Source organism: Bacillus sp. XT-4, assembly GCF_050864245.1.
Lineage (GTDB): Bacteria > Bacillota > Bacilli > Bacillales > Bacillaceae > Bacillus > Bacillus altitudinis.
On the sequence record NZ_JBPAFI010000002.1, the window covers coordinates 699,834 to 719,860 of the forward strand.

Genomic DNA, 20,027 nt, shown 5'->3' on the forward strand with positions numbered 1-20,027 from the left:
ACACGCCTTTATTTGACGCGATTTGATAACGTCCCAATTGGTTCAATTGTTACTTCAACCTGATCGCCTGAGGCTAAAAATTTTGGCGGTTCAAAACCTTTGCCGACTCCAGAAGGTGTACCTGTTGCAATGATGTCTCCCGCTTCCAGCGTCATCCCTTTTGAAAGAGTTGACACAATGTCTTCAATTGGGAAGATCATTAATTCCGTACTGGCAGACTGACGAACCTCTCCGTTTACCTTTGTTTCCACATGGAGTGCTCCATGATCCTCGATCACTGACTTGTGAACGATATAAGGTCCCATTGGACAAGTTGTATCTAAGCTTTTTCCTATGAAAAATTGTTTGTGTTTTTTCTGCAAATCTCTTGCCGTTATATCATTTAAAATGGTGTAACCGAAAATGTAATCGTGGACCTCTTCAGGAGCAATATTCTTTCCTGTTTTGCCAATGACAATGGCAAGCTCCCCTTCGTAATCCAATTCACTTGTCACATCTTCATGTAGAAGAATGTCCGCTTCATGCCCTACAACAGAGGTAGGCGCCTTTGTAAAGATCATCACGTCTTTAGGAATATCTGCCGCACTTCCCATTTCCATGACGTGATCTTGATAGTTTTTCCCAACACACATGATGTTTTTCGTTGGTTTTGGAATCGGTGCATGGAGTGTCACGTCCGAAAGCGGATAGACATAAGAGCCGCGGTCTTCTTCTTTTTTCTCCGCCCAATCAAGAAGCTGTTTGACGTGTTCGACAAACTTGTCCCCCATATTGATGCATTCAGATAAAGAGTTTGGCAATGTTTCTAGCTCAAATAGTTTTGCTTCTGCCTTTTTGACGTCCATCACCCATTCATCATCAATGACGACCCCGATAAACAATCTGTTATGTATCTCACCTGTAAAAAACTTCATGTTTTCCCCTCACAATCTTCATTTCACTACATTATGATGTCTCATTTTTATTTCTCTACGAAATAAAAAAAACCCTTTTTTATCATACTCTCTTTTAAAAAGGGTTTCAAAAATGAAGACCTGACATTTAGCGGTAGCGTCGATACTCCCACATATTCCCTTGATCCCATTTACGATCAACATTTCCTTGATGGCGGGAATGATGTTTTTTCTTCCCGCATCTTCGGCAAGAGTGACTCCGTTTGTGATGAGAACGTTTAGATCGATGGCTACGGTGTGATTTGCGGCAGCTTTTCTTATGATGTGATCTGTGTTTGCTGCGGCATGATTTTTTTGGTTCACTCTTTTTGCTACGGCAAGACTTTTTGCTTTTATACGACTTTTTACTTTTACATGGTTTCTCGCTCTTTACACTTTTCTTTGAGCAGCGACTTTTTTTAGAACGATAGCTTTTATGGCTTTTTTTGCTGCGATGTGACTTACGGCAGCCGCCTCCACCAAAGAACCAGTGACGGCGATTTGAATGACGAGAACGAGATGATTTGTGTGAATGTCCCGATTCAGGTTCACGATCTAAGTGATGATCACGCCCCTCACTTCGAAGTGAATCAACTGCATGCTCAATATGAGAATGATCAAATGTGCTCACGAACAATTCCCCTCCCAATCTGTGCTGACAAAACAAACAGACAAAGCTGTTTATCTTCTCTGCTTTATGTTACGAGACTCGATAGACAAGTGTTCTTGGCGAATGCCTCTTTCTTAGAAAACTCCATGAATACCTACCAGCAGGTACAGGACATTCCTTCATTTTCATATAGTGGAGGAGATATAGGAGGGTGATGAACGCATGGACACAGAACCTTTAAAACAACTGGATATCTGGATTCATCCAAAAGATCTCATGGAATTAAAAAAGGACGTATGGAACGATGAACCCGTCGAGGCCATTCTGAAAACCGGCCAAACCAAGTCACATATTTATGCCTCATACCGAGGATCACACATTCGAAAGCTCAAGAAAAAATCATATCAAATTGAATATCGAAAACCAAAGCAAAGACAGGGCGAATCCCTTTTTCACTTAAATGCAGAGTACAATGATCCTTCTTTCATTCGCAACAGGCTGTCTTTTTATTTCTTTGAACAAATGGGTGTGTTCAGCCCGTCCGCTTCTCATGTGTTTCTGACCATTAATGGAAGAAAAGAAGGCATTTATTTAAAAATAGAATCTGTAGATGAGCTGTTCCTCCAAAAACGACAGCTGCATGGAGGCGGCATTTATTATGCTGTAGATGATGACGCCAATTTCTCTCTTTTAAGTTCATTTGATAAAAAGCCTAAAAAACATCTTCTTCTCGGTTATGAGAAAAAAACGGGAACTCCTGAACACGACAAGCAGCTGAGTGAATTTATTTACTTTTTGAACACCGCAAGGGACGACACGTTTGCAAGTAAGATTGAGCAGTACCTTGATGTAACACAATATTTCCGCTGGCTCATTGGTGTTGTGTGTACCCAAAATTTTGATGGCTTTGTTCATAACTATGCCCTTTATGTGAATGATCAAGGAAGGTTTCAAGTAATGCCTTGGGATTATGATGCGACTTGGGGTCGTGATATTCACGGAGAGGAAATGGCGTTTGATTATATTCCAGTCAGCGGTTTCAATACATTAACCGCTAGATTACTAGACATCCCTGCATTTAAAAGAGACTATTATGCCCTTTTCCAGCACGTACTAGATACACATTTTTTAGAAAAACGGCTTCTCCCCATCATTGAGACATGGCATGCTTCGATTGATCAGCGAATTGGAGAAGATCCATATACGAAAAACCGACAAGACATGCTGCGTTCAGAGCGAGAATTAATCCGACAGTATATCAACAAAAGACGACGTTATTTACAAACTGAGATTAAAAAAGAGACATCGCACCTGTAAAGACACTTTCGAATTTTGTCACTTTAGTTCTCATATTGACGAAAGAGCTTTTTTTATAGAAAAATAGGGTATACTAACCATATCCTTCTATTTGATAAAAAATGTGAGAGTTGGCGTCCGTTATGATCAATTATGAAATTGAACAAAAAAGATTACATTTAATTGAGACCGCAAAAAAATTCGGAATGAATGCCGAAGAAACCATCAGGTGCAGTCAAGAGCTTGACACACTCTTAAATAAAGGCATCAAAACCACCTCTAAAGAATGCTCGAATAAAGGGTAAACCATACACTTCATTCCTCTCATCAAAGTTCTTCAAAAAGACAATCACATATTAAAAGACCCATCATAAGCTATGGTGAAACGCCCAAAAACGAAGTGCCCTATTTTTCTAAAGGATGTGCACCGCTATGCCGGCTATTGTTGGAGCCTTTAAAGTAAATGCCGTCGGAACGAGCGGAGTCGTTCATGTTGGAGATTGCATCACCATTTCTCCAAATAGTCAGGTTAAAACGTTTGCCGGCGCAGGCAGTTTTAACACTGGTGATCAATTACGCATTAGCAACTATAAAAGTGTGACAAATACGTATGATAGTGATGTCATTGATCAACCGCTTGTTGGTAACTTGTAAGGAGTGAGAATCCATTGAACTTCTATATTAATCAAGCGATACAAATTAATTACTTACGTGTGGAGTCTGTGAGTAACTCATCCGTTCTTCAAATCGGCAGTGCTGGATCAATCAAAGCACTCTCCAATCTGTATAACACTGGTAGCTACGTAGAAGCAGCACCTGCCGCAGCAGGCACACAAGGAATTCAAGAAGCTCAAGGCGCAAGCACGGCACCTTTTGTACCGCTTCAGTCACCAACAACATAAGTTCATCTGCAATCCCCGGAGGTGTATGCATATGTATGACTATCAAAACAGCGCTTCACAAATGTATGGCATCATTCAAAAGCAAACACAGCAAATCATGATGCTTGAAAAAAGGCTTAACGAGCTTCAGCAAGAAATGCAAATGATCAAAGATAAACCGACAACAACGATTGAACGGATTGATTATCAATTTGATCAACTGAAAATCGAGCGGCTGGAAGGCACATTAAATATCGGCCTCAATCCATCTGATCCAAATAGTGTTCAAAATTTTGAAGTGGGCCAAACAACAACTCCGGGAATTGGAATGATGCAGCAAGAAATGGCTGATCAATTTTTCAATCAAACACGCCAGCTTGTCGATGCATTCTTAAATGAAGAAGCACCGCAGCTTCTTGAAGAACTAGAGCAGCGATACGAAGGCTCGCTTGATGAAAGCAACAAACACCATATCATTGAGGACATTCGAAAACAAATAGACAGCAGAATCAAATATTATGCGGGGCAGCTGCCTCAAAGGGAAGATATGACCCCGCTTCAACGTTCCGAGCAAATTGCTGAATACGTGAAACATGATGTCAAACGGGCAATCGAGCACTTTTTAGCCCATATTCCAAATGAAACGAAAGGAGAGGAAAACGGATGAATTTCACAGTCGTCAACCGCAACATCGAAACCGGAAGCATTAAAGTAGTTGGGGTATCGTCCTCTTCCCTATTTATTATCGGGGACACGGATCACGTACAACTGTCATCGATTTTCGATACACCGCCAGAATCATTAATTATTGGCCCGTTTGTTCCTCTAGCCCCTCGATAATGATCAAGCGCACATCTCAAGTAAAGTTCTCGAAGGTGAATTCTGTCGGGATTGCGAGTGTTGTTCAAATTGGTGATACACAAGAGCTATGCCCGAACGTGAAGGTGTTAGCTGTTCAGCGAACCATTAGTTTGTTTTATGGAAATGAAGCTGAAAACCTAGATGCAAAAGAATTTGAAGTGTATTATGAGCCGATCCCATTGATGCTGCCAGAACGAGCGGTTAGAACGGCCTTTTATCATGAAAAGCCTCTCATTAAAGTGTCGTCCATTCATGTAGAAGGGGTCTCTTCCTCCTCTATCTATCAAATTGGCTCTACGTGCGGAATAAATGCCGTTGCGCGAGTGAAGCATATTCGAGAGTTATTTAGCAACAATGACGAACATCCGCCAAACTCACAATTGGACCTACCTTCGCATATGATGGTGATATGACTTCGAATAAAGGATGTCGATTATGCCAGCAATTGTCGGACCCATTTACATTAACTCGATTTCTGGGGGCGTCGTAAACGTCGGTGACTCATTTTATCTTTCGCCTAAAAGTTCTTCAAAATCTGCTTTAGGCTCTGGAGCGGGGAATACCGGAGATTTCTTGATTTTAAATAATGGCATTAGCGCCACCAACTATGTGGATCCTGACTTAAATGATCAGAATATGGTAGGCAATGCATAAAGCGGCTCCTCTACACTCATTTCATTTAGAGGAGCGCTTTTTTATGCTCATTTCTTTCTGCGTTGTCTTGATTTCTTTGTTTTGACCAGCTTGCTTGCCGGCTGCTTTCGAATCCATTTGATGTACGGAACAAGCTTTTCATCTTGTCTTAGTGCATCCAGCGTATTCAAACGTGCGGCAAGCTCCTGGTTTGTATAAAGAGCATGTACTTGTTTATGGCAAGGGATACACAGGAAGGCAGTCGGTAGAAAGGCCCCGCCCTCTTCTTTTGGGGTCAAGTGATGTTCCGTAAGGACGACCTCTTGTCTTCCGCACAGCTCACATAATCCAATCGTTTGCTTTGCCATCCTGAGATCACCTCACTTTACATTAATTCCATCGAGACTGTTGTTCCTTTCCCGCTTGGATCTGCTGGGTGGACAATCAGTTTCTTTGGCAGTCTCATCTTTAATTCTTCCACATGGCTGATCACACCAACAGCTAAATTTTGAGACTGCAGCTTCTCTAATGCTGTAATCACCGTATCTAACAAGTCTTGATCGAGTGTACCAAATCCTTCATCTAAGAAGAAGAATTGCAGCGGGAACTCACCTCTCAGCTGAATTTGTGCAGACAGAGCAAGAGCAAGTGCTAAAGACGTCAGGAAAGTTTCTCCCCCAGACAAGCTGGATACCGGACGTCTGACACCTCCATTGGCATCATCCCGCATCACAAAACCGCCCTCTGAATCGACTTCAATGGCATACCTTTGTCTTGTCAAAATCCCAAGACGATGAGAAGCATCACGGCTGACACTTTCTAGCTGTTCTTCTGCTAGGAACTCAACAAATGTATTCCCTTTAAACACAGTTTGAAGCTTATCCAGCCGGTCAATTTCTTGCTGCAGTTCTTCAAGGCGTTCATGAATGCTTGCAAAGCGCTGATGGTTTGCTTCAATCACTCGCAGATGCTCTTGTGCAGATCCACTCAGCGCTGTCGCTTCTTCAAGCGCTTTTTCCGCCGCTTTTTTTTTTAGTTGAATGTCTGTCCACTCGTCTTCATCCAGCGACTCACCTTTTAACAGTTCAGAAATTCGCTTTAAGTTTGCTGCACATTGCTTTCTTTTATCCTCAAATTCATCAATTTCCTGTTTGACTGTAAGACGTACAGATCGATCCATTAAAGCAGGTGCTATCTCCTGAGGATGAGCAAAAGGAGTAGATGCTGTTTCTTTTTGCCACGCTTTCTCAGCTTCTTGTTTTCGCCGCTTCGCCTCTTGGAGCTGACGTTCACTGCTTGAGAAATGGCTTTGTGCCTCACTAAATAATTGCTGTGCATGCTTAAATTGCTCGTACGATTGCTGTTCTTTTTCATTTAAATGAGCAAGAGATTGTTGAACTTCGTCCAGTTCATCAGAAAGAGAAGCGGCTTTTAAAGGATATCGCTGTAAATCTGTTTCATATTGATCGATCAGGTGTTGCTGGCTTCCCAGCTGATGCGCCAGCTTATCGAGTTCCTTCTCTAGATCGTATATGGCTGTTTGCAGATGCTCTTTTGCCTGCTGTTTTTCCTCTAGAAAAGAAATACTCTTCTCAATACGCTCTTGATAACCTTCCGCTTGTTGATCCTTTTCATCAATTTGTTGCTGCATTTCCTGCACTTGGTTGATTGTCAGGTGAGGAAAGGTCTGTTCAAATTGCGTCAGTTGTTCGGAAAGCTCAGATCGAAGCTCCTTGATCAGCATGTCTAGTTCTTGTATGCGCTGCTGCTCAAATGTCAGTTGATCTTTGACTTTGCTCATTTCTGCCGCTTGATCATAAGTGACGTCCATTAAACGAGCTCGTTTGCTTTCGATTGCTTGAATATCTTGTTTTACGCCTTTCCATTCTTGAATCAGCTGGTGCAAAGACTGCGGATTCTGTACTGCTTCTACTGCTGCAGCTACTTCAGAATCGGGGGCTTTTTGAGATAAAAAGGAGAACTGTTTAACTAATTGATTGGCATGCGTTTCAAGCAGCTGCTTTGCAGCAAACATGTCTCTAGCATATTCCTCTGCCAGCTTGAGCTCTTTATCCATTTTTACAATCCATTCATCAATTTGGGCAACCGTTTCTTCATGGACATTGTCTATCACAGCCTTTGGATCATGATGAATCGATCCACAAACAGGACATGGTTCACCGTCTACTAGCTCTGCCGCTAATTCTTTTCTTAATTCTGCCGATCTGACAACATCACGCTGTTTTAATTTTTCTTGTTTTTTGTCCTGCTCTTTATGACTCCATTCTGTAAGACCTCGTTCAAATTCACATACATAAAAATACAATTGCTCTATCGCTTGAAACGATTGATTTATTTTTTCATGATGATCTTTTTGCTGTTTTTGAAGCTTTTCATACGATTGTGTCGCCTGTGCTGAACGCTGTCTTAGCTCCTCAATCTTTTGTTCTTCCTTTTGAATGCTCACATTCATTCTTTGAACATTTTCACTGAAACGAAGTGCGTCTTGTACAAGTTTCCGCTCTTTGACAGAGACTTGTAATTGTTCCAGCTCATGCTTCAACTGTGTTTGTTTCGCAAGCGCACGCTCTAATAAAGATTGCACGTTTTCGGCTTCCGCTTTTTTTTGAGTCAATTGCTGCGCTTTTTCATGGTTTTGCTGCTCTAGTACGGTCTTTTCCTGAAGAGCTGTTTCTTTTTTTCGTTCAATTTCTTTTAATTGAATCAGCTGCTCTTTCTTTTGAAGAAGCTCTGGCTCATTTTCCATTTTCTTTTGCCGCGTTTGCTCATACTCCTGCGTCATTTGATCATAGATCGTTCGTTGATGAAGTAAATGTTTTTCTGCTTCCTGCTTCTCTTTTGATGCTTGAGAGAGCTGCTTTTCAGCCTTTGTTAATGCATCCGCATAAGGCTTTAATGTCTCTGCCTGCTCTGCAATGTGAAGTTGATTCTTTTTCTCTTCCATCGTGGATGCCAGCAGATTGAGGTTGTGTTGTTCCTTCTCGTACGCTTCTTGTTCCTTTTGATACTGCCAGATGGCTTGCGCTTTTGTAAAAGCAGTGAACGCTTCGTCCCGCGTTTGTTTTTTCTCATGAAAAATAGCTTGCGCCTGCGCAGCTGCTTCTTTAGCTTTCGCTAATGCCTCTGGACCAGCTTCTCCTAATCCAGTCAGTTCAGCCAGCAGTTCGTTTTTCTGACCATAGTGTTTTTGAGCCTTTGCGCGTAAACGTTTGACGAGCTGATCACCATATTTCTCCAAATTAAACAAACGCTGCAGCATTTGGCGTCTGTCGGCTCCTTTCAATGAAAGGAATTCCGCAAACTTTCCTTGGGGTAAAACAACCGCTCTCGTAAAATCGTCAATGGTTAAACCAAGTAATTCTTCTATTTTACGATTGACCTCACTTGCTTTATCTGCAAGAACTGTCTGCGTATCACCAATTTCAATCAATCGGCATAACGTCGTTCTAACCTTCATTTCATCTGCCCTTTTAAAGGCACGTTCCACTTTATAAGAAATATGGTGTTCCCTTTGCAAAGCGAACGTAAAGGAGACAGACAGCTTTTCTTCAGCTTGGTTCAAAATACCATGCGTATTATTGAGTGCACGTTCGACCTTGCCATAGAGTGCTAGTGTCATGGCATCTAATATGGACGATTTTCCGCTTCCAGTCGGTCCAAAAATACCAAACACACCTGCATCACATAAGGAGCTAAAGTCAATGGTTTGCTCTTCTCTGAAGCTATGAAGTCCTTTAATGGTTAGCGTGATCGGCTTCAATTCGCTTCCTCCTCTTGCATGTCATTGGCAAGCTCTAAAAATAGCTTGACGGTTTTTTCATCAGGTAGACCTCCACCTGTCTGACGCTCATAAAATTTCACGAACCGCTCTTCAATCGAGAGCTTTTCCACTTGTTTTTGTTCTTCTTTTTGCTGTAACTCTTTAAACTTTGGTCTAATATGGACAAATCCACTATGCTGTTTTCTAAGCTGATGAATTTGTTCGATCGACAGCTGATCTGTTAAGTGAATCTCTAAATCAATCCAGGCTTGAAGATCCCGCTTTTCATCCAGCCAACTGTGTACTTGGCTCAGCCCTTCAGTCGCCTTCCACTTCATAAGTGGTTTACCGCTTGATAAAAACACTTCTTTCCAGCTTGCTGTTTCATTCGGTTTTGCATCCACAATGGTGACTGATTTGGCGTAGCCTGCTTCAGAAAAGCTGTATGCAAGTGGAGAGCCAGAATAGCGGGCAATCGTTTTGGCACGTTTAATGGTTTGGGGGCGATGCAAATGCCCCAGTGCGACATAACAAGCCGCCTCAGGCAGACTTTCGGCCGCAACGGTATATGCGCCTCCCACTTCAATCGGCCTTTCCGAATCCGTTTGACTGCCACCTGCCACATAAATATGACTTGTTGCGATATTAACCGTATCCGCCTGAAATTGGTTGCTTAAATGTTGAAACATTTGTTGTATTTTTAAATTGTACTGATCACGGAGCAGTTTCTCTTCAAATGTTTCAGCCAGCACCTCGTTTAGCCTTGCTTCGGATGGGTAAGCGAGTGCGGCAATAGATAGACGTTCACTTGCAGAAGGAACATCGACATGAATTAAATCATTTGTCGGATATCCAATTAAATGAATCCCCTGCTCATTCGTTAAAGGAGATGCGGCTGATAAACGGTCTGGGTTATCATGGTTGCCAGAGATCACAACCACCTGACGCTTTCCTTTATCAGATAATGCAGACAGACTTTCATAAAAAAGCTGTTCTGCGCGAGCAGGAGGGTTCACTGTATCAAAGGCATCGCCTGCCATCACAATGACATCAATGTGTTCATCCTTGACGATTTGATTTAATTCATCTAAAAACTCCGCTTGCTCCTCAAGCCTGCTTCGGCCTTCAAGGGTTTTCCCTAGATGCCAATCCGCTGTATGCAGAATCCTCATGTGATTCACCTCTCATTCATTCCACCTATAAAGAAATTTCTAGATTTCCATCAAAGAAATAAAGGATTTTCTCCTCTAATGTTCTGTTTGTTAAACGCTCTACCGCTGCTGTATACAACGATATTTGCGTTTCATAGCGTTTTTTTAACATCGCTTCAGCTTCCTCTAAGCCACCTGAGAATCTGCCAGTCACTCGATCTGTTTTATAATCAAGTAAATAGAGCTTGCCATCTGCTTCAAATAAACAATCAATCATTCCTTGAATGAGCACAGGTTCACCTTCTGCATCAATATGGCTGTATACCTCTTTAACCGGTAAAACCATACTAAACGATACTTCTCGTTTCACCCAGTCCGCTTTCCGCAGTTTTTGACCAATAGCAGTAGAAAAGAAGGCCACAATTCCTTCTCGATTGATGGACTGGATTTGTTCATCTGTTAGTAAGTCTTTCTCTTTTAAAGAATGGAGCAGCTCTTCTACACGAGATTCATCATATGGTTCATTTGAAGGAAGAGGGATATGCTGCATGACTGTATGCATGGCCGTCCCTTGTTCTGCGGCTGTGAGTGTTTTTTTCTTCATAAAAGCCGGTCGTTCGTACAATGTCGCACGAGCTTTTCGAACGGAAGAAGGCACACTGTATTCATCCTGTATTTCTTTCATTCTTTTGATCTCAGAAACTGACTGCTTTGTCCCTACTTGGGAGGCCGCTAAATATGGATATCGCCATGAAAGCCTTTCTTTTACTTCCTCCTCGTACTCGCCATATCCTTCAACAGGCACCCCTTCCATTAATGCTTGTACCACTTCGTCTTGTTTTTGTTTTTCAAGTAACATGTCTTCTTTTAGAAGATCGGACGCTTGATGAAAGGTGATAGAAAATGATGATGGATGAGAGAGAACGACTTCTCTCGATTCTTCTAAAAGAGATGACATCGCTTGATGACGGATAAGAGCAGGGCCAATAAAATCTAAGTATGTTCTCGCTTGATAACGTTCAAAATCAGGGAGGAGCCAGTCGTCTCCGTTTGCGGCATTTTGCCACTTGCTTAAAGCTTTCACTTGATTTTTGACAGAACCGACTAAAAATAATTTTTCTTTCGCCCTTGTGAGCGCCACATATAGAACCCTCAGTTCTTCAGATAATAGTTCTTTTCTCATCTTTTTTTTCATCGCGATCAGCGGTAATGTTGCATAACTAATTCTTAGCTCAGGATGAATATATTTGCTGCCAAAACCTAATTCTTTATCGAGCAAGTAGGACTGATTTAGATCCATCATATTAAAGTTCCTGCCAAGTCCTGCAGTAAACACAACAGGGAATTCGAGTCCTTTACTGCTATGAATGGTCATCATGCGGACAACATCCTCTGTTTCACTGAACGTTTTTGCCGCTCCAAGATCATCTCCACGCTCTTGCATTCTTTCAATAAATCGAAGAAATCGAAATAGCCCTCTAAATGCAGCCTTTTCATACTGTTTCGCTCGATCATATAAAGCCCGAAGGTTTGCCTGTCTTTGCTTACCTCCTGGCATCCCGCCGACATAATCTAGATATTGTGTATCTCGGTACACTTCCCAAATCAGTTCTGCTACCGAATGCTGAATCGAAAAATCACGCCATTTGCGTAATTGAAGGAAGAAACGCTCCAGCTTTCTGCATGTCGGATGATCAGAGTGTGTCACACTCATAAATGCCTTCACAGCGTCATAATAAGTGCCTTTTTTATCACTTGTTCTAATCAGTGCCATCTCATTTTCGTCTAAATGAACAAGAGGTGACCTTAAAACAGCAGCGAGCGGAATATCTTGATATGGATTATCAATCACTTTTAACAAAGAAAGAATGACAGATACTTCTGTAGCTTCAAAATAACCTGAGGAAAGATTCGCATAAACAGGGATTCCCTGCTTCTTCAACTCTTCCATCATTTGCGGAGCCCACGGCATTGAGCGAAGCAAGATCACAATGTCTCGATACTGCAAGTTGCGGGTCAGCTGCTGTTTTGCATCGTACACTTGAAAAGGCTGTTCTACCAATTCTTTTATTTTCTTCGCAATCACTCTCGCCTCAAATTGTACCGTCTCTAGCTCTTCTCGTTCTTCATCGTTTTCTGTGTCGTGCTGATCTAAATGAACAAGAAGCATTTCTGACGTCGTGTCTTCGCTTTGCGGATAACTCGCTCCAAGCTTTAATTCAGCTTGTTCGTCATATTCAATTTCTCCAACTGTTTCTCCCATCAGCTGTTTGAACAGAAAGTTGGTACTGTCTAAAACATCAGCCCGGCTGCGGAAGTTTTTATTTAGATCAATTCTTTTACCTGTTTCTTTGCTGTCTGCTTTGAATTGTTTATATTTATTTAAAAAGAGCATCGGCTCTGCAAGTCTAAAGCGATAAATGGACTGCTTCACATCACCAACCATAAAGCGGTTGCCTTCGGCAGGATGTTTTCCTTTAGACACGAGCTTTAAAATCGTTTCTTGGACAAGGTTTGTATCCTGGTATTCATCCACAAGTACTTCTTCAAATTGCTGTTGATAGTATTTAGCCGCTTCTGTTTCAATGAGATTTCCTTCTGCGTCCTGCTTCGCTAAAATGCGCAAACAATAATGTTCTAGATCCGAAAAGTCTACGATTGATTTTTCTTGTTTTGCTCTTTCGAAACGCTCTCCATATTGAATCACAAGCTCTACAAGTGTTTCTACAACTGGCTTCATTTCAGCCAAGCTTTTTAAATGCTGATCGGGACTGCGCATAAAGTATTCATCTTTTAGCTTTTCTAATTGTTTTTTGGCTTGATTGCGTGCATCTGTTGCTTTTTCTAACAGAGCTGGGTCATAGTCATCCCCTTTGCAAGTCTTTAACCTTTTAAAATTGATGTTTGGCAAAAGCTCATAAAGTGTCCCAAAATCATCTTGCTGCCTTATTAATTCATTTACTTGCTCTAAATCATCTATAAAATTCTCTGCTCTCGGTGCTGGACCGCCCGGCTCTTTTGATAAAGTGAGCGCTTGTTCCAGCAGTTCCTGACAGCTTCTTAAAACGAGAGAAAGGTCCTCTTTGATATATGGATAAAAGGGTAACTCTTCTACCTTTGTCTGTGTATCCACATCATAAAGAGAAAGGAATGCCCGCATCCATTGTTCGGGCGCTGGATGTGACCTAGAAAACTCATAAATTCTTTTGACAAGCCATTGAAGATCTAAATCATGCCGATCAGATGTGTAACGATCAACGAGTTCAAAGAATGACGGCTTTCCAGCCTTATACTCATCCTCAAACAGTTCATCTAACACTTCATCTCCTAGTAATTCTCCTTCTGTTTGATCAGCCAAACGAAAACCTGGATCAATGTCAATCTCATAATAAAAGGTACGGAGAACTTGCAAACAAAAGGAGTGCAAGGTAGAAATATTGGCACGATTCATAAGTGACAGCTGTCTCCGCATATGAAGGGAACCAGGGTTTTTAGATAGTTCTTTTTCAAGTGCTTCAGTGATCCGGTGCTTCATTTCTGCTGCTGAAGCATTGGTAAAAGTCACTACGAGCAGCCTGTCCACATCAACTGGCTGCTCCGGCCGAGTCATTTTTCGAATGAGCCGTTCAACCAAGACCGCTGTTTTCCCTGACCCTGCAGCCGCAGCAACAAGAATATCTTGTCCTTCTGAAACGATGGCGTTCCATTGGTCATCTGTCCAAGTACTATTATTCGGTTTTGGTATTTGCATACTGATCCCCTTCTTTTTTGATCCGGTCTAACATGACATCATCCTTCTCAGAGGTGAGCACCCTAAATTCATTATCTTCTATTGATTCATCAAATTGGCAAATAGACTTAAAGGAGCAAAAGCGGCAAGGGGTTTGATCCTTTAATTTATATGGGTTTATCTCTACCTCACCGCTTGTAATTCTTTCTCCTGCCTCTTCAAAGGTTCGCCGAACGTGTTTTGTGAGAATATGAAAATGATCTTCACTTAATACCGCAGAGTCAGATCGGAAAGAACCATCCTTTTTCAAACCAGCTTGGATGACTTGTGATCTTCCTGATTCGAGTGTTTGATCCATCAACTTCACTGCTTCCACATCTTCGAGCAATAGACCCTTCATTTTAAATTTCTTCAATATTTCCTGCTCAATTGCATCCTCTGCGAGCGGAATAGGGGCTTGAATGAGCGGGTCATGAATATGGAAGTATAAAATTCCTGCCGGTGTCGCTTCCATGCCAAGCCATTCTTTAGAATACGTAATGGTCAGGTCTAAATAAGTGAGCATTTGCAAGGCTAAACCGTAGTAAACTTCTGCTAGATCAAGTCCCTTCTCACTGGACTTATAGTCGACAATTCTTAATAGAAGTCCTTTTGATCCTTCTGCTTTATCCACTCGGTCAATCCTTCCAACAAGCTCCATCGTGCAGCCGTTTTTTAATTGAAAAGTAAACGGCGGCAGAGGTCCTTGACCTCCAAAACCTAACTCAAGTCCAACCGGAGAGAATCCGCTCACTTTTGCATGTTCGCTTAATATAGAAGACACCCTGATGAGGATTTTTTGGAGCTTTTCTTTTATATAAGCATGCCGATTAGAGCTTAATAAAATTTCTTTTTGCAGACGTGGAGCCAGCTGTTCGATTGCATGCCTTGAGTAGGTCACACAATCTTCCTTCGTTAAGTTTTTCCAATCCTTTTTTTGTTCAACAAGCGTATCTGAAATCAGTTTTAAAGCCGAGTGAAAGAGCTGGCCGATATCAGGTGCTTCTAATTTGTAAAATTGTCGATCTTTTAGTTTTAACCCGTGGGAAGCAAAATGAGAAAATGCACATGCATTGAATTTCTCCATTCTTGAAACACTGCCCTGAATATGGTCACCGTAAAGTTCTTTTGTGACATTCGGCTTTAAACGTTTCGCTCTATTTGTAAAGAACAAGCTGGACATGATTTTTTTTGATACGTCACGGTTGGACGAGGTCATCAAATGATTATATACACTCCACCATACGCCGCTGATCGGATATTGATTGAGCCATTGTTGCAGCTGCGAAACGGTATAGGATAACGAGACATGCTCGTTTGTTACAAATTTTAATTGCTGCTGATCTTCCAACTGCTCTGGATCTAACACATAGAGGGCTTGCTGATGGTTTGGCATCAGTTCCTCACAATACTTGATGAGGGTCGAAGGCAAAAGAGACCGCCCTTCCGTATCTGAAGCTGAATAGGATACATACAGGTAGTGCGATGGACTGGACAGCGCTTGATATATCAAAAATTGTTCATCCAGCAGCCGTTCCTTCCCTGTCTCTGCCAGCTCTGCTCCTGCCCGTTTTAACCATTCCCGGTCGTCTTCAGACAATACACTTTCATCAGAGGGTCGTGCAGGTATAACCCCATCATTTACTCCAATGACAAACGTACACTTTACTTGATACATTCTGGATAAATCCATACTTCCGATAAACACTTGATCAAGTGAAGGGGGAATCAAAGCGAACTTGAGAGAGGACAGTCCTGTATCTATCATCTGTTGAAATAATGGAAATGAGAGCTCCTCCTCGCCCAGCATTTCAACAAATTCATCCATCAATTGAATGACAGCATCCCACACTTGCCCATGCTGCATCGCTTCAGCTAACCTGCCTGCTTCTTCTGCCTCAAGCCTTGCCTTTTCAAGCTTTTCTGGCACTTGGGCTTCCTCTAGAAAGACATACACTGCCTCCACCATGTCTCTTAGCTTTTGCGCTTTTTTCAACCTTTTTTGCAATTGAAAGAGAGGCGGAACAATCCATTCTTTTACATCATTCAGCATTTGCTCCATTTCTATTTCTTGATCGGTTTGTCCAAAATCTTCATCTAGTGATTGGAAGCGGCGATAATGAAAGCGTGAACCATTCGTCCAGCGTTCACCTTTTACACCGTAAGCAATACAATAGTTTTCAAGCTGATCCGCCTGTTCTCTCGCTTTGTTTTTGGCGAGTTCAAGCGGAAATAAGAACTCCGTTTTCACACAGCGAAACACCGCCTCATACCGCCAGTTCCCTTTTATGACATCGAGGCTCGAACGAATGAACTCAATGAGCGGATGATACTGCATCGATTCATTTCCATCAATAAAGAAAGGAATATCGTAATCTCGAAACACCTCTTTTAACGTATCTTTATAGTCGTCTACATGTCTTGCAACAATTGAGATGTCTCGTAACCTAAGACCTTCCCCTCTTACTAAATCAAGAATATCTCTCGCTACTCCCTCAATTTCAGCTCGTTTATTTGCACTTTTCGATACGGTAAGGTGAGGCGTTTCTTCTTGATATGGCTGCAAAGGTCTCTGTTCATATTGATTTTCTAAATAAGCTAGATCTGGGGTATGAAGATGCCGCTTATTTCTCTCCAAAATGTTCTCAGAAATAGCCGCTCCGCACTCTTTGGCCAACTGATAAAGCTGGGAATATGTCTTACCTGTCATGCGAAATAAATCAAGTTCATTTGGCTGCGTGTCATGATAGGAACGATCCACTGTGAATGCAGCTGTTATTTTTTCTGCATGTAGCAAAAGCTGTTCAATGACAAGAAGCTGCTGGGGGGTAAACTGATAAAAACCATCTATATAAATGTGTGCCCCTCTCAATTCTTCTGATAAAGGAATTTGCTGAGCCAGAAGTGTCAAGTAATCCTCTGAGTGCACATACTCATCTTGCAGATGCTGCTCCATCTGCTGATAAAGAACATGAAGATCATGCAATTTTTCCGCCGCACGTCTTTCTTCTGTATACTCTGAATGCATGCTGGATGCCGAGATTTTTTCAATATCCTCCGGCATCATACAGTACCTTTTGAATTCAGCCATCGTCTTTTCTATTTGCTCAACAAATCCCGGTTTATCACTCGCCTTTTTGAATACCTTAAACTTGTCTTTCTGTTCTTCTATTACTTTTCTTAAGAGCATTTGAATTCCTGTGCTTGTGACAAATTGACGGTTCGCACCGCCAGTCTGCTGTAATATAGACCAGGCAAGCCGAGTAAAACTAAAGACTTTGGCCCTGATCATTCCACCAGCTTCAGACGTTTTTGCAAGCTCATATTCCATTAAAAATGTCATTTGATCCGGGACTAAAAAAATGATTGGCGGACCCAGCGGATCAAGCCGCAGTTGTTCTTTGATTTCTTCTAGAATTGCAGTCGTTTTTCCACTCCCCGATCTGCCTGCTAAAAACTGAATCTCCACGTTCCACAACACCTTTCTTATGTACTCATATTCTAGCGAAAATAAAGGTAAATAGCTATTTTCCTATCACCTTCCCTTTCTCCTCCGATTGAAAAGAAAATAGGCACCTTTCCCGACTCTTTTCATATCATAAACCATCATGATCTAAAAGGAGGCTGGCAATATCATGTATTACGTTTATTATGACTACTCGCCATATGACATGCGCCAAAACACAAGGATCATTGCAGACCTTGAAAAGGCCATCAATGGCGAATATTCTGCGATCCAATGCTATGAAAAACTTGCACAAAAAGCAAAAAATCCTGAAGCGAAAAAAATCATTCAAGAAATACGTCAGGATGAAGTCAGACATTATCAGCTATTTACAAAGCTATACTATTCTTTGACTGGTAAAAACCACAAACCAAGCATAACAGAGCCTTGTCCAGACCAATTTAGGGAAGGTCTCTTATTTGCCTTTAAAGACGAACAAAAAACAGTCGATTTTTACTTAACGGTATCAGACTATGTCCGTGATCAAGGAACAAAGGAATTAATGAAGCGTATTGCTCAAGATGAACAGCAGCATGCTGTCTGGTTTCTATATCTTTTAACGCACCATGTTTCTTAGTTACCCCTATTTTAATAGGAGATCGTATGTTCCGTCAAAAAATGAAATTGCTTTTTTGCTCATTCAATATGTGAAATAAAGGGCTGTCATCATCAAAACGCCTCTTCGCTTTTCCTTTTTTAATGATAAAACGACCTTTTGACCATAAAAAAACTCCTCTGCTACAAATCGCAGAAGGAGTTTTTTGTTATTTAATGAAATTTTGCTTCATTGCTTTGCTGCTGTTGTTTTAACAATCCATCAATCGAAAGCATCTTGCTGCCACTAAGTGTCAAGTAAAGCGCCATGACCATTAAAGAAAGTTCAAATTCATAACCGCCCACAAATCCTCTTGAAAAACCAACTGTGATAATGGCTACAGCCATAATTGGCACAAATAAAGCTGCGAAAAGACGTGTGCCTAAACCTAGAATCAGGGCAATTCCACCAACCAGTTCAATTGTTTTGACAATATAGGCCATAAATTCAGGAACACCAATTTGACCAAAAAATGCAGCAGTGCCTCCTAGTCCACCTTGATATGCTTGAAGTCCATGTAAAAAGAAAATAATGCCTAAGATGACGCGTACAAAAAGTGTTCCTATTTCTTGATTTGTTTTCATATAGTGATTTCCTCCTATTTTTACACTACATCATGTAATGTTCATTCGTAAAAAAAAATTAGTAATTTAAGTTGAGCATAATCATTAAGACCACCATGAGGATGGTTGATGTCACAATTGGGATAAGTGGTACATTGAAAGGTATGTTGTATGTTGGGTTTAAGATTTTTTGGATTCTTAAATTTAATGCTCGGTCTCCAAAGGACACGGCAAATTTCGTTTGTTTTTGAAACTGGGTTCTATTTTTAATGAGTTTCAAAAGGGCTTGCCCTACTCCAAGCTCAGTCCCTGTCTGCTGAATGGCATAGTCATCTGCAATGACCTCACGAAAAACGGAGTAACTTTGTCTCATATGCTTTAACACAGGAATGTACCAAATCACTTTTGTGAGCATAGAGAAAGTGAAAGTCTTTAAAGGGTCGTAGCTGTATTTGTGATGTAATTCGTGATAGACAACCGCATCGATTTCTCCTTCATCCAGCATGTCTATAAGCGCTGTTGAGAGATACACTTTTGGCCGAAGCATCCCCATTGCGAAAGCAAGCGGTTCATGGCAATGAAACACAATGATCTCATTTCTATACTTGTCTGATAGACTTTGCGTTGAATGTTGATCGACTGCCATCATCATATTTCTTTTGAAATGAAGATACTTTCTGATCTGCTTTGTCATATAGAAAACGGCAAAACCAAGCGTATACAAGACGAACGCATCCAGAAAATACTTTAAAGGAGTGAATCCATAAAATTCGAGAACAGATTGACATACATGGATCAGGTTATATGCTTGATTCCAGCCAAAAAAGCTTGAGAGTACATAATAGCCCATCTGGTAAAAGATCACTAAGCCAATCAATATACCGCCTAAAAACAGCAGACTCGACTTCATTTTAATCATGTCGTTTCTCCTCTTTTTTGGATGCAAGCCTTGCTTCGAGTACCTTCAGTAATTCAGGATCAGCACTTTCAATTGCGTCCACCATATGATTGACTGCAAGGGGGCCGAAATCATCCATCAGTCCTTGAGTAATCCATTTCGTTTGCTCATTTAGAAATTCTTCTTTTGTTAAAACAGGGTTATAGATAGATGAACGCCCTTTTGTTTTCTTTTCCACAATTCCTTTTTCGGTTAATCGATTGAGTACCGTCATGACCGTGTTGAAATTAATTGGCTTCTCATCTGACAGTTTCTGCTGTACCTCTTTAATCGGCATATCCTCACCTTGATAAAGGATCTCCATAATCCTTCCTTCTAAAGGACCGAAAAAGCGGTTCAATCCCTTTTCGTTATATTTAAAAGAAGGAATTTTCATGTCATCACCTCACACTATGTAGTGTAGTGTAATTGAAAATGATAGTCAACTGATAACAAAAATAGGGGAAAATCGTTGTATATTGTATTTGTTTTTGGCAAAAATTATATGTCATT

Annotated in this window: 19 protein-coding genes; 9 read left to right on the forward strand and 10 right to left on the reverse strand. The window is 41.2% G+C overall.

Features of this window, described 5'->3' with window-relative positions:
* Nucleotides 1-8: 8 nt before the first annotated feature.
* Complete coding sequence (locus ACRRMM_RS08850; protein ID WP_007499116.1) at nucleotides 9-914, reverse strand: fumarylacetoacetate hydrolase family protein; 906 nt, start codon at nucleotides 912-914, stop codon at nucleotides 9-11.
* A gap of 127 nt (nucleotides 915-1,041) precedes the next feature.
* On the reverse strand, nucleotides 1,042-1,563 hold the full coding sequence (gene cotG / locus ACRRMM_RS08855; protein ID WP_167764454.1) for a spore coat protein CotG: 522 nt from the start codon (nucleotides 1,561-1,563) through the stop codon (nucleotides 1,042-1,044).
* Nucleotides 1,564-1,764: 201 nt separating this feature from the next.
* Here cotG and ACRRMM_RS08860 point away from each other — a divergent pair, with 201 nt between their 5' ends.
* The 8 genes from ACRRMM_RS08860 (at nucleotide 1,765) to ACRRMM_RS08895 (ending at nucleotide 5,234) form a co-directional block, all read left to right on the forward strand.
* On the forward strand, nucleotides 1,765-2,859 hold the full coding sequence (locus ACRRMM_RS08860; protein WP_428828863.1) for a CotH kinase family protein: 1,095 nt from the start codon (nucleotides 1,765-1,767) through the stop codon (nucleotides 2,857-2,859).
* Nucleotides 2,860-2,981: 122 nt separating this feature from the next.
* Nucleotides 2,982-3,143 (forward strand): aspartyl-phosphate phosphatase Spo0E family protein, encoded by a 162-nt coding sequence (locus ACRRMM_RS08865; RefSeq protein ID WP_008348605.1) that lies wholly within the window; start codon nucleotides 2,982-2,984, stop codon nucleotides 3,141-3,143.
* A 127-nt stretch (nucleotides 3,144-3,270) separates the two neighbouring features.
* Nucleotides 3,271-3,492, forward strand: a complete 222-nt coding sequence (locus tag ACRRMM_RS08870) for a spore germination protein (protein WP_003211745.1) — start codon at nucleotides 3,271-3,273, stop codon at nucleotides 3,490-3,492.
* A gap of 14 nt (nucleotides 3,493-3,506) precedes the next feature.
* Nucleotides 3,507-3,740: a spore germination protein GerPB gene (locus tag ACRRMM_RS08875; RefSeq protein ID WP_017360215.1), complete on the forward strand. Its 234-nt coding sequence runs from the start codon at nucleotides 3,507-3,509 to the stop codon at nucleotides 3,738-3,740.
* Between the two features lie 31 nt (nucleotides 3,741-3,771).
* Nucleotides 3,772-4,386, forward strand: a complete 615-nt coding sequence (locus tag ACRRMM_RS08880) for a spore germination protein GerPC (RefSeq protein WP_008348607.1) — start codon at nucleotides 3,772-3,774, stop codon at nucleotides 4,384-4,386.
* A complete protein-coding gene (locus tag ACRRMM_RS08885; protein WP_003210893.1) occupies nucleotides 4,383-4,559 on the forward strand; it encodes a germination protein GerPD in 177 nt (58 codons plus the stop codon). The genes ACRRMM_RS08880 and ACRRMM_RS08885 overlap by 4 nt, the downstream gene beginning before the upstream one ends.
* Nucleotides 4,559-4,993 (forward strand): spore germination protein GerPE, encoded by a 435-nt coding sequence (locus tag ACRRMM_RS08890; RefSeq protein WP_065460098.1) that lies wholly within the window; start codon nucleotides 4,559-4,561, stop codon nucleotides 4,991-4,993. The genes ACRRMM_RS08885 and ACRRMM_RS08890 overlap by 1 nt, the downstream gene beginning before the upstream one ends.
* A gap of 22 nt (nucleotides 4,994-5,015) precedes the next feature.
* Nucleotides 5,016-5,234, forward strand: coding sequence for a spore germination protein (locus tag ACRRMM_RS08895; RefSeq protein WP_003211468.1), 219 nt, complete (start codon nucleotides 5,016-5,018; stop codon nucleotides 5,232-5,234).
* A gap of 47 nt (nucleotides 5,235-5,281) precedes the next feature.
* Here ACRRMM_RS08895 and ACRRMM_RS08900 read toward each other — a convergent pair whose 3' ends face one another.
* The 5 genes from ACRRMM_RS08900 to addB are packed head-to-tail and all read right to left on the reverse strand — an operon-like array spanning nucleotide 5,282 to nucleotide 17,383.
* Nucleotides 5,282-5,581: a hypothetical protein gene (locus ACRRMM_RS08900; protein WP_025207111.1), complete on the reverse strand. Its 300-nt coding sequence runs from the start codon at nucleotides 5,579-5,581 to the stop codon at nucleotides 5,282-5,284.
* Between the two features lie 17 nt (nucleotides 5,582-5,598).
* Nucleotides 5,599-8,994 (reverse strand): exonuclease subunit SbcC, encoded by a 3,396-nt coding sequence (gene sbcC, locus ACRRMM_RS08905; RefSeq protein ID WP_432450823.1) that lies wholly within the window; start codon nucleotides 8,992-8,994, stop codon nucleotides 5,599-5,601.
* Complete coding sequence (gene sbcD, locus ACRRMM_RS08910) at nucleotides 8,991-10,166, reverse strand: exonuclease subunit SbcD (RefSeq protein ID WP_007499123.1); 1,176 nt, start codon at nucleotides 10,164-10,166, stop codon at nucleotides 8,991-8,993. The genes sbcC and sbcD overlap by 4 nt, the downstream gene beginning before the upstream one ends.
* A 25-nt stretch (nucleotides 10,167-10,191) precedes the next feature.
* Nucleotides 10,192-13,896 (reverse strand): helicase-exonuclease AddAB subunit AddA, encoded by a 3,705-nt coding sequence (gene addA / locus ACRRMM_RS08915; RefSeq protein ID WP_428828862.1) that lies wholly within the window; start codon nucleotides 13,894-13,896, stop codon nucleotides 10,192-10,194.
* A complete protein-coding gene (gene addB, locus ACRRMM_RS08920; protein ID WP_428828861.1) occupies nucleotides 13,874-17,383 on the reverse strand; it encodes a helicase-exonuclease AddAB subunit AddB in 3,510 nt (1,169 codons plus the stop codon). Before addB ends, addA begins: the two co-directional genes overlap by 23 nt.
* Before the next feature lie 166 nt (nucleotides 17,384-17,549).
* Between addB and ACRRMM_RS08925 the strand changes: the two genes are divergently transcribed.
* Nucleotides 17,550-17,996, forward strand: a complete 447-nt coding sequence (locus tag ACRRMM_RS08925; RefSeq protein WP_428828860.1) for a ferritin-like domain-containing protein — start codon at nucleotides 17,550-17,552, stop codon at nucleotides 17,994-17,996.
* 191 nt (nucleotides 17,997-18,187) lie between these two features.
* On the opposite strand, the gene ACRRMM_RS08930 is transcribed toward ACRRMM_RS08925, so the two are convergent.
* Genes ACRRMM_RS08930 through ACRRMM_RS08940 form a run of 3 tightly spaced genes read right to left on the reverse strand, consistent with a single transcriptional unit; the run spans nucleotide 18,188 to nucleotide 19,911 of the window.
* Nucleotides 18,188-18,598, reverse strand: a complete 411-nt coding sequence (locus ACRRMM_RS08930) for a DoxX family protein (RefSeq protein WP_073415055.1) — start codon at nucleotides 18,596-18,598, stop codon at nucleotides 18,188-18,190.
* A gap of 58 nt (nucleotides 18,599-18,656) precedes the next feature.
* A complete protein-coding gene (locus ACRRMM_RS08935) occupies nucleotides 18,657-19,496 on the reverse strand; it encodes a M56 family metallopeptidase (RefSeq protein ID WP_281201349.1) in 840 nt (279 codons plus the stop codon).
* Nucleotides 19,489-19,911 carry a BlaI/MecI/CopY family transcriptional regulator gene (locus ACRRMM_RS08940; protein ID WP_007499135.1) on the reverse strand — a complete coding sequence of 141 codons (423 nt, stop codon included), beginning with the start codon at nucleotides 19,909-19,911 and terminating at the stop codon, nucleotides 19,489-19,491. Before ACRRMM_RS08940 ends, ACRRMM_RS08935 begins: the two co-directional genes overlap by 8 nt.
* Nucleotides 19,912-20,027 lie beyond the last annotated feature (116 nt).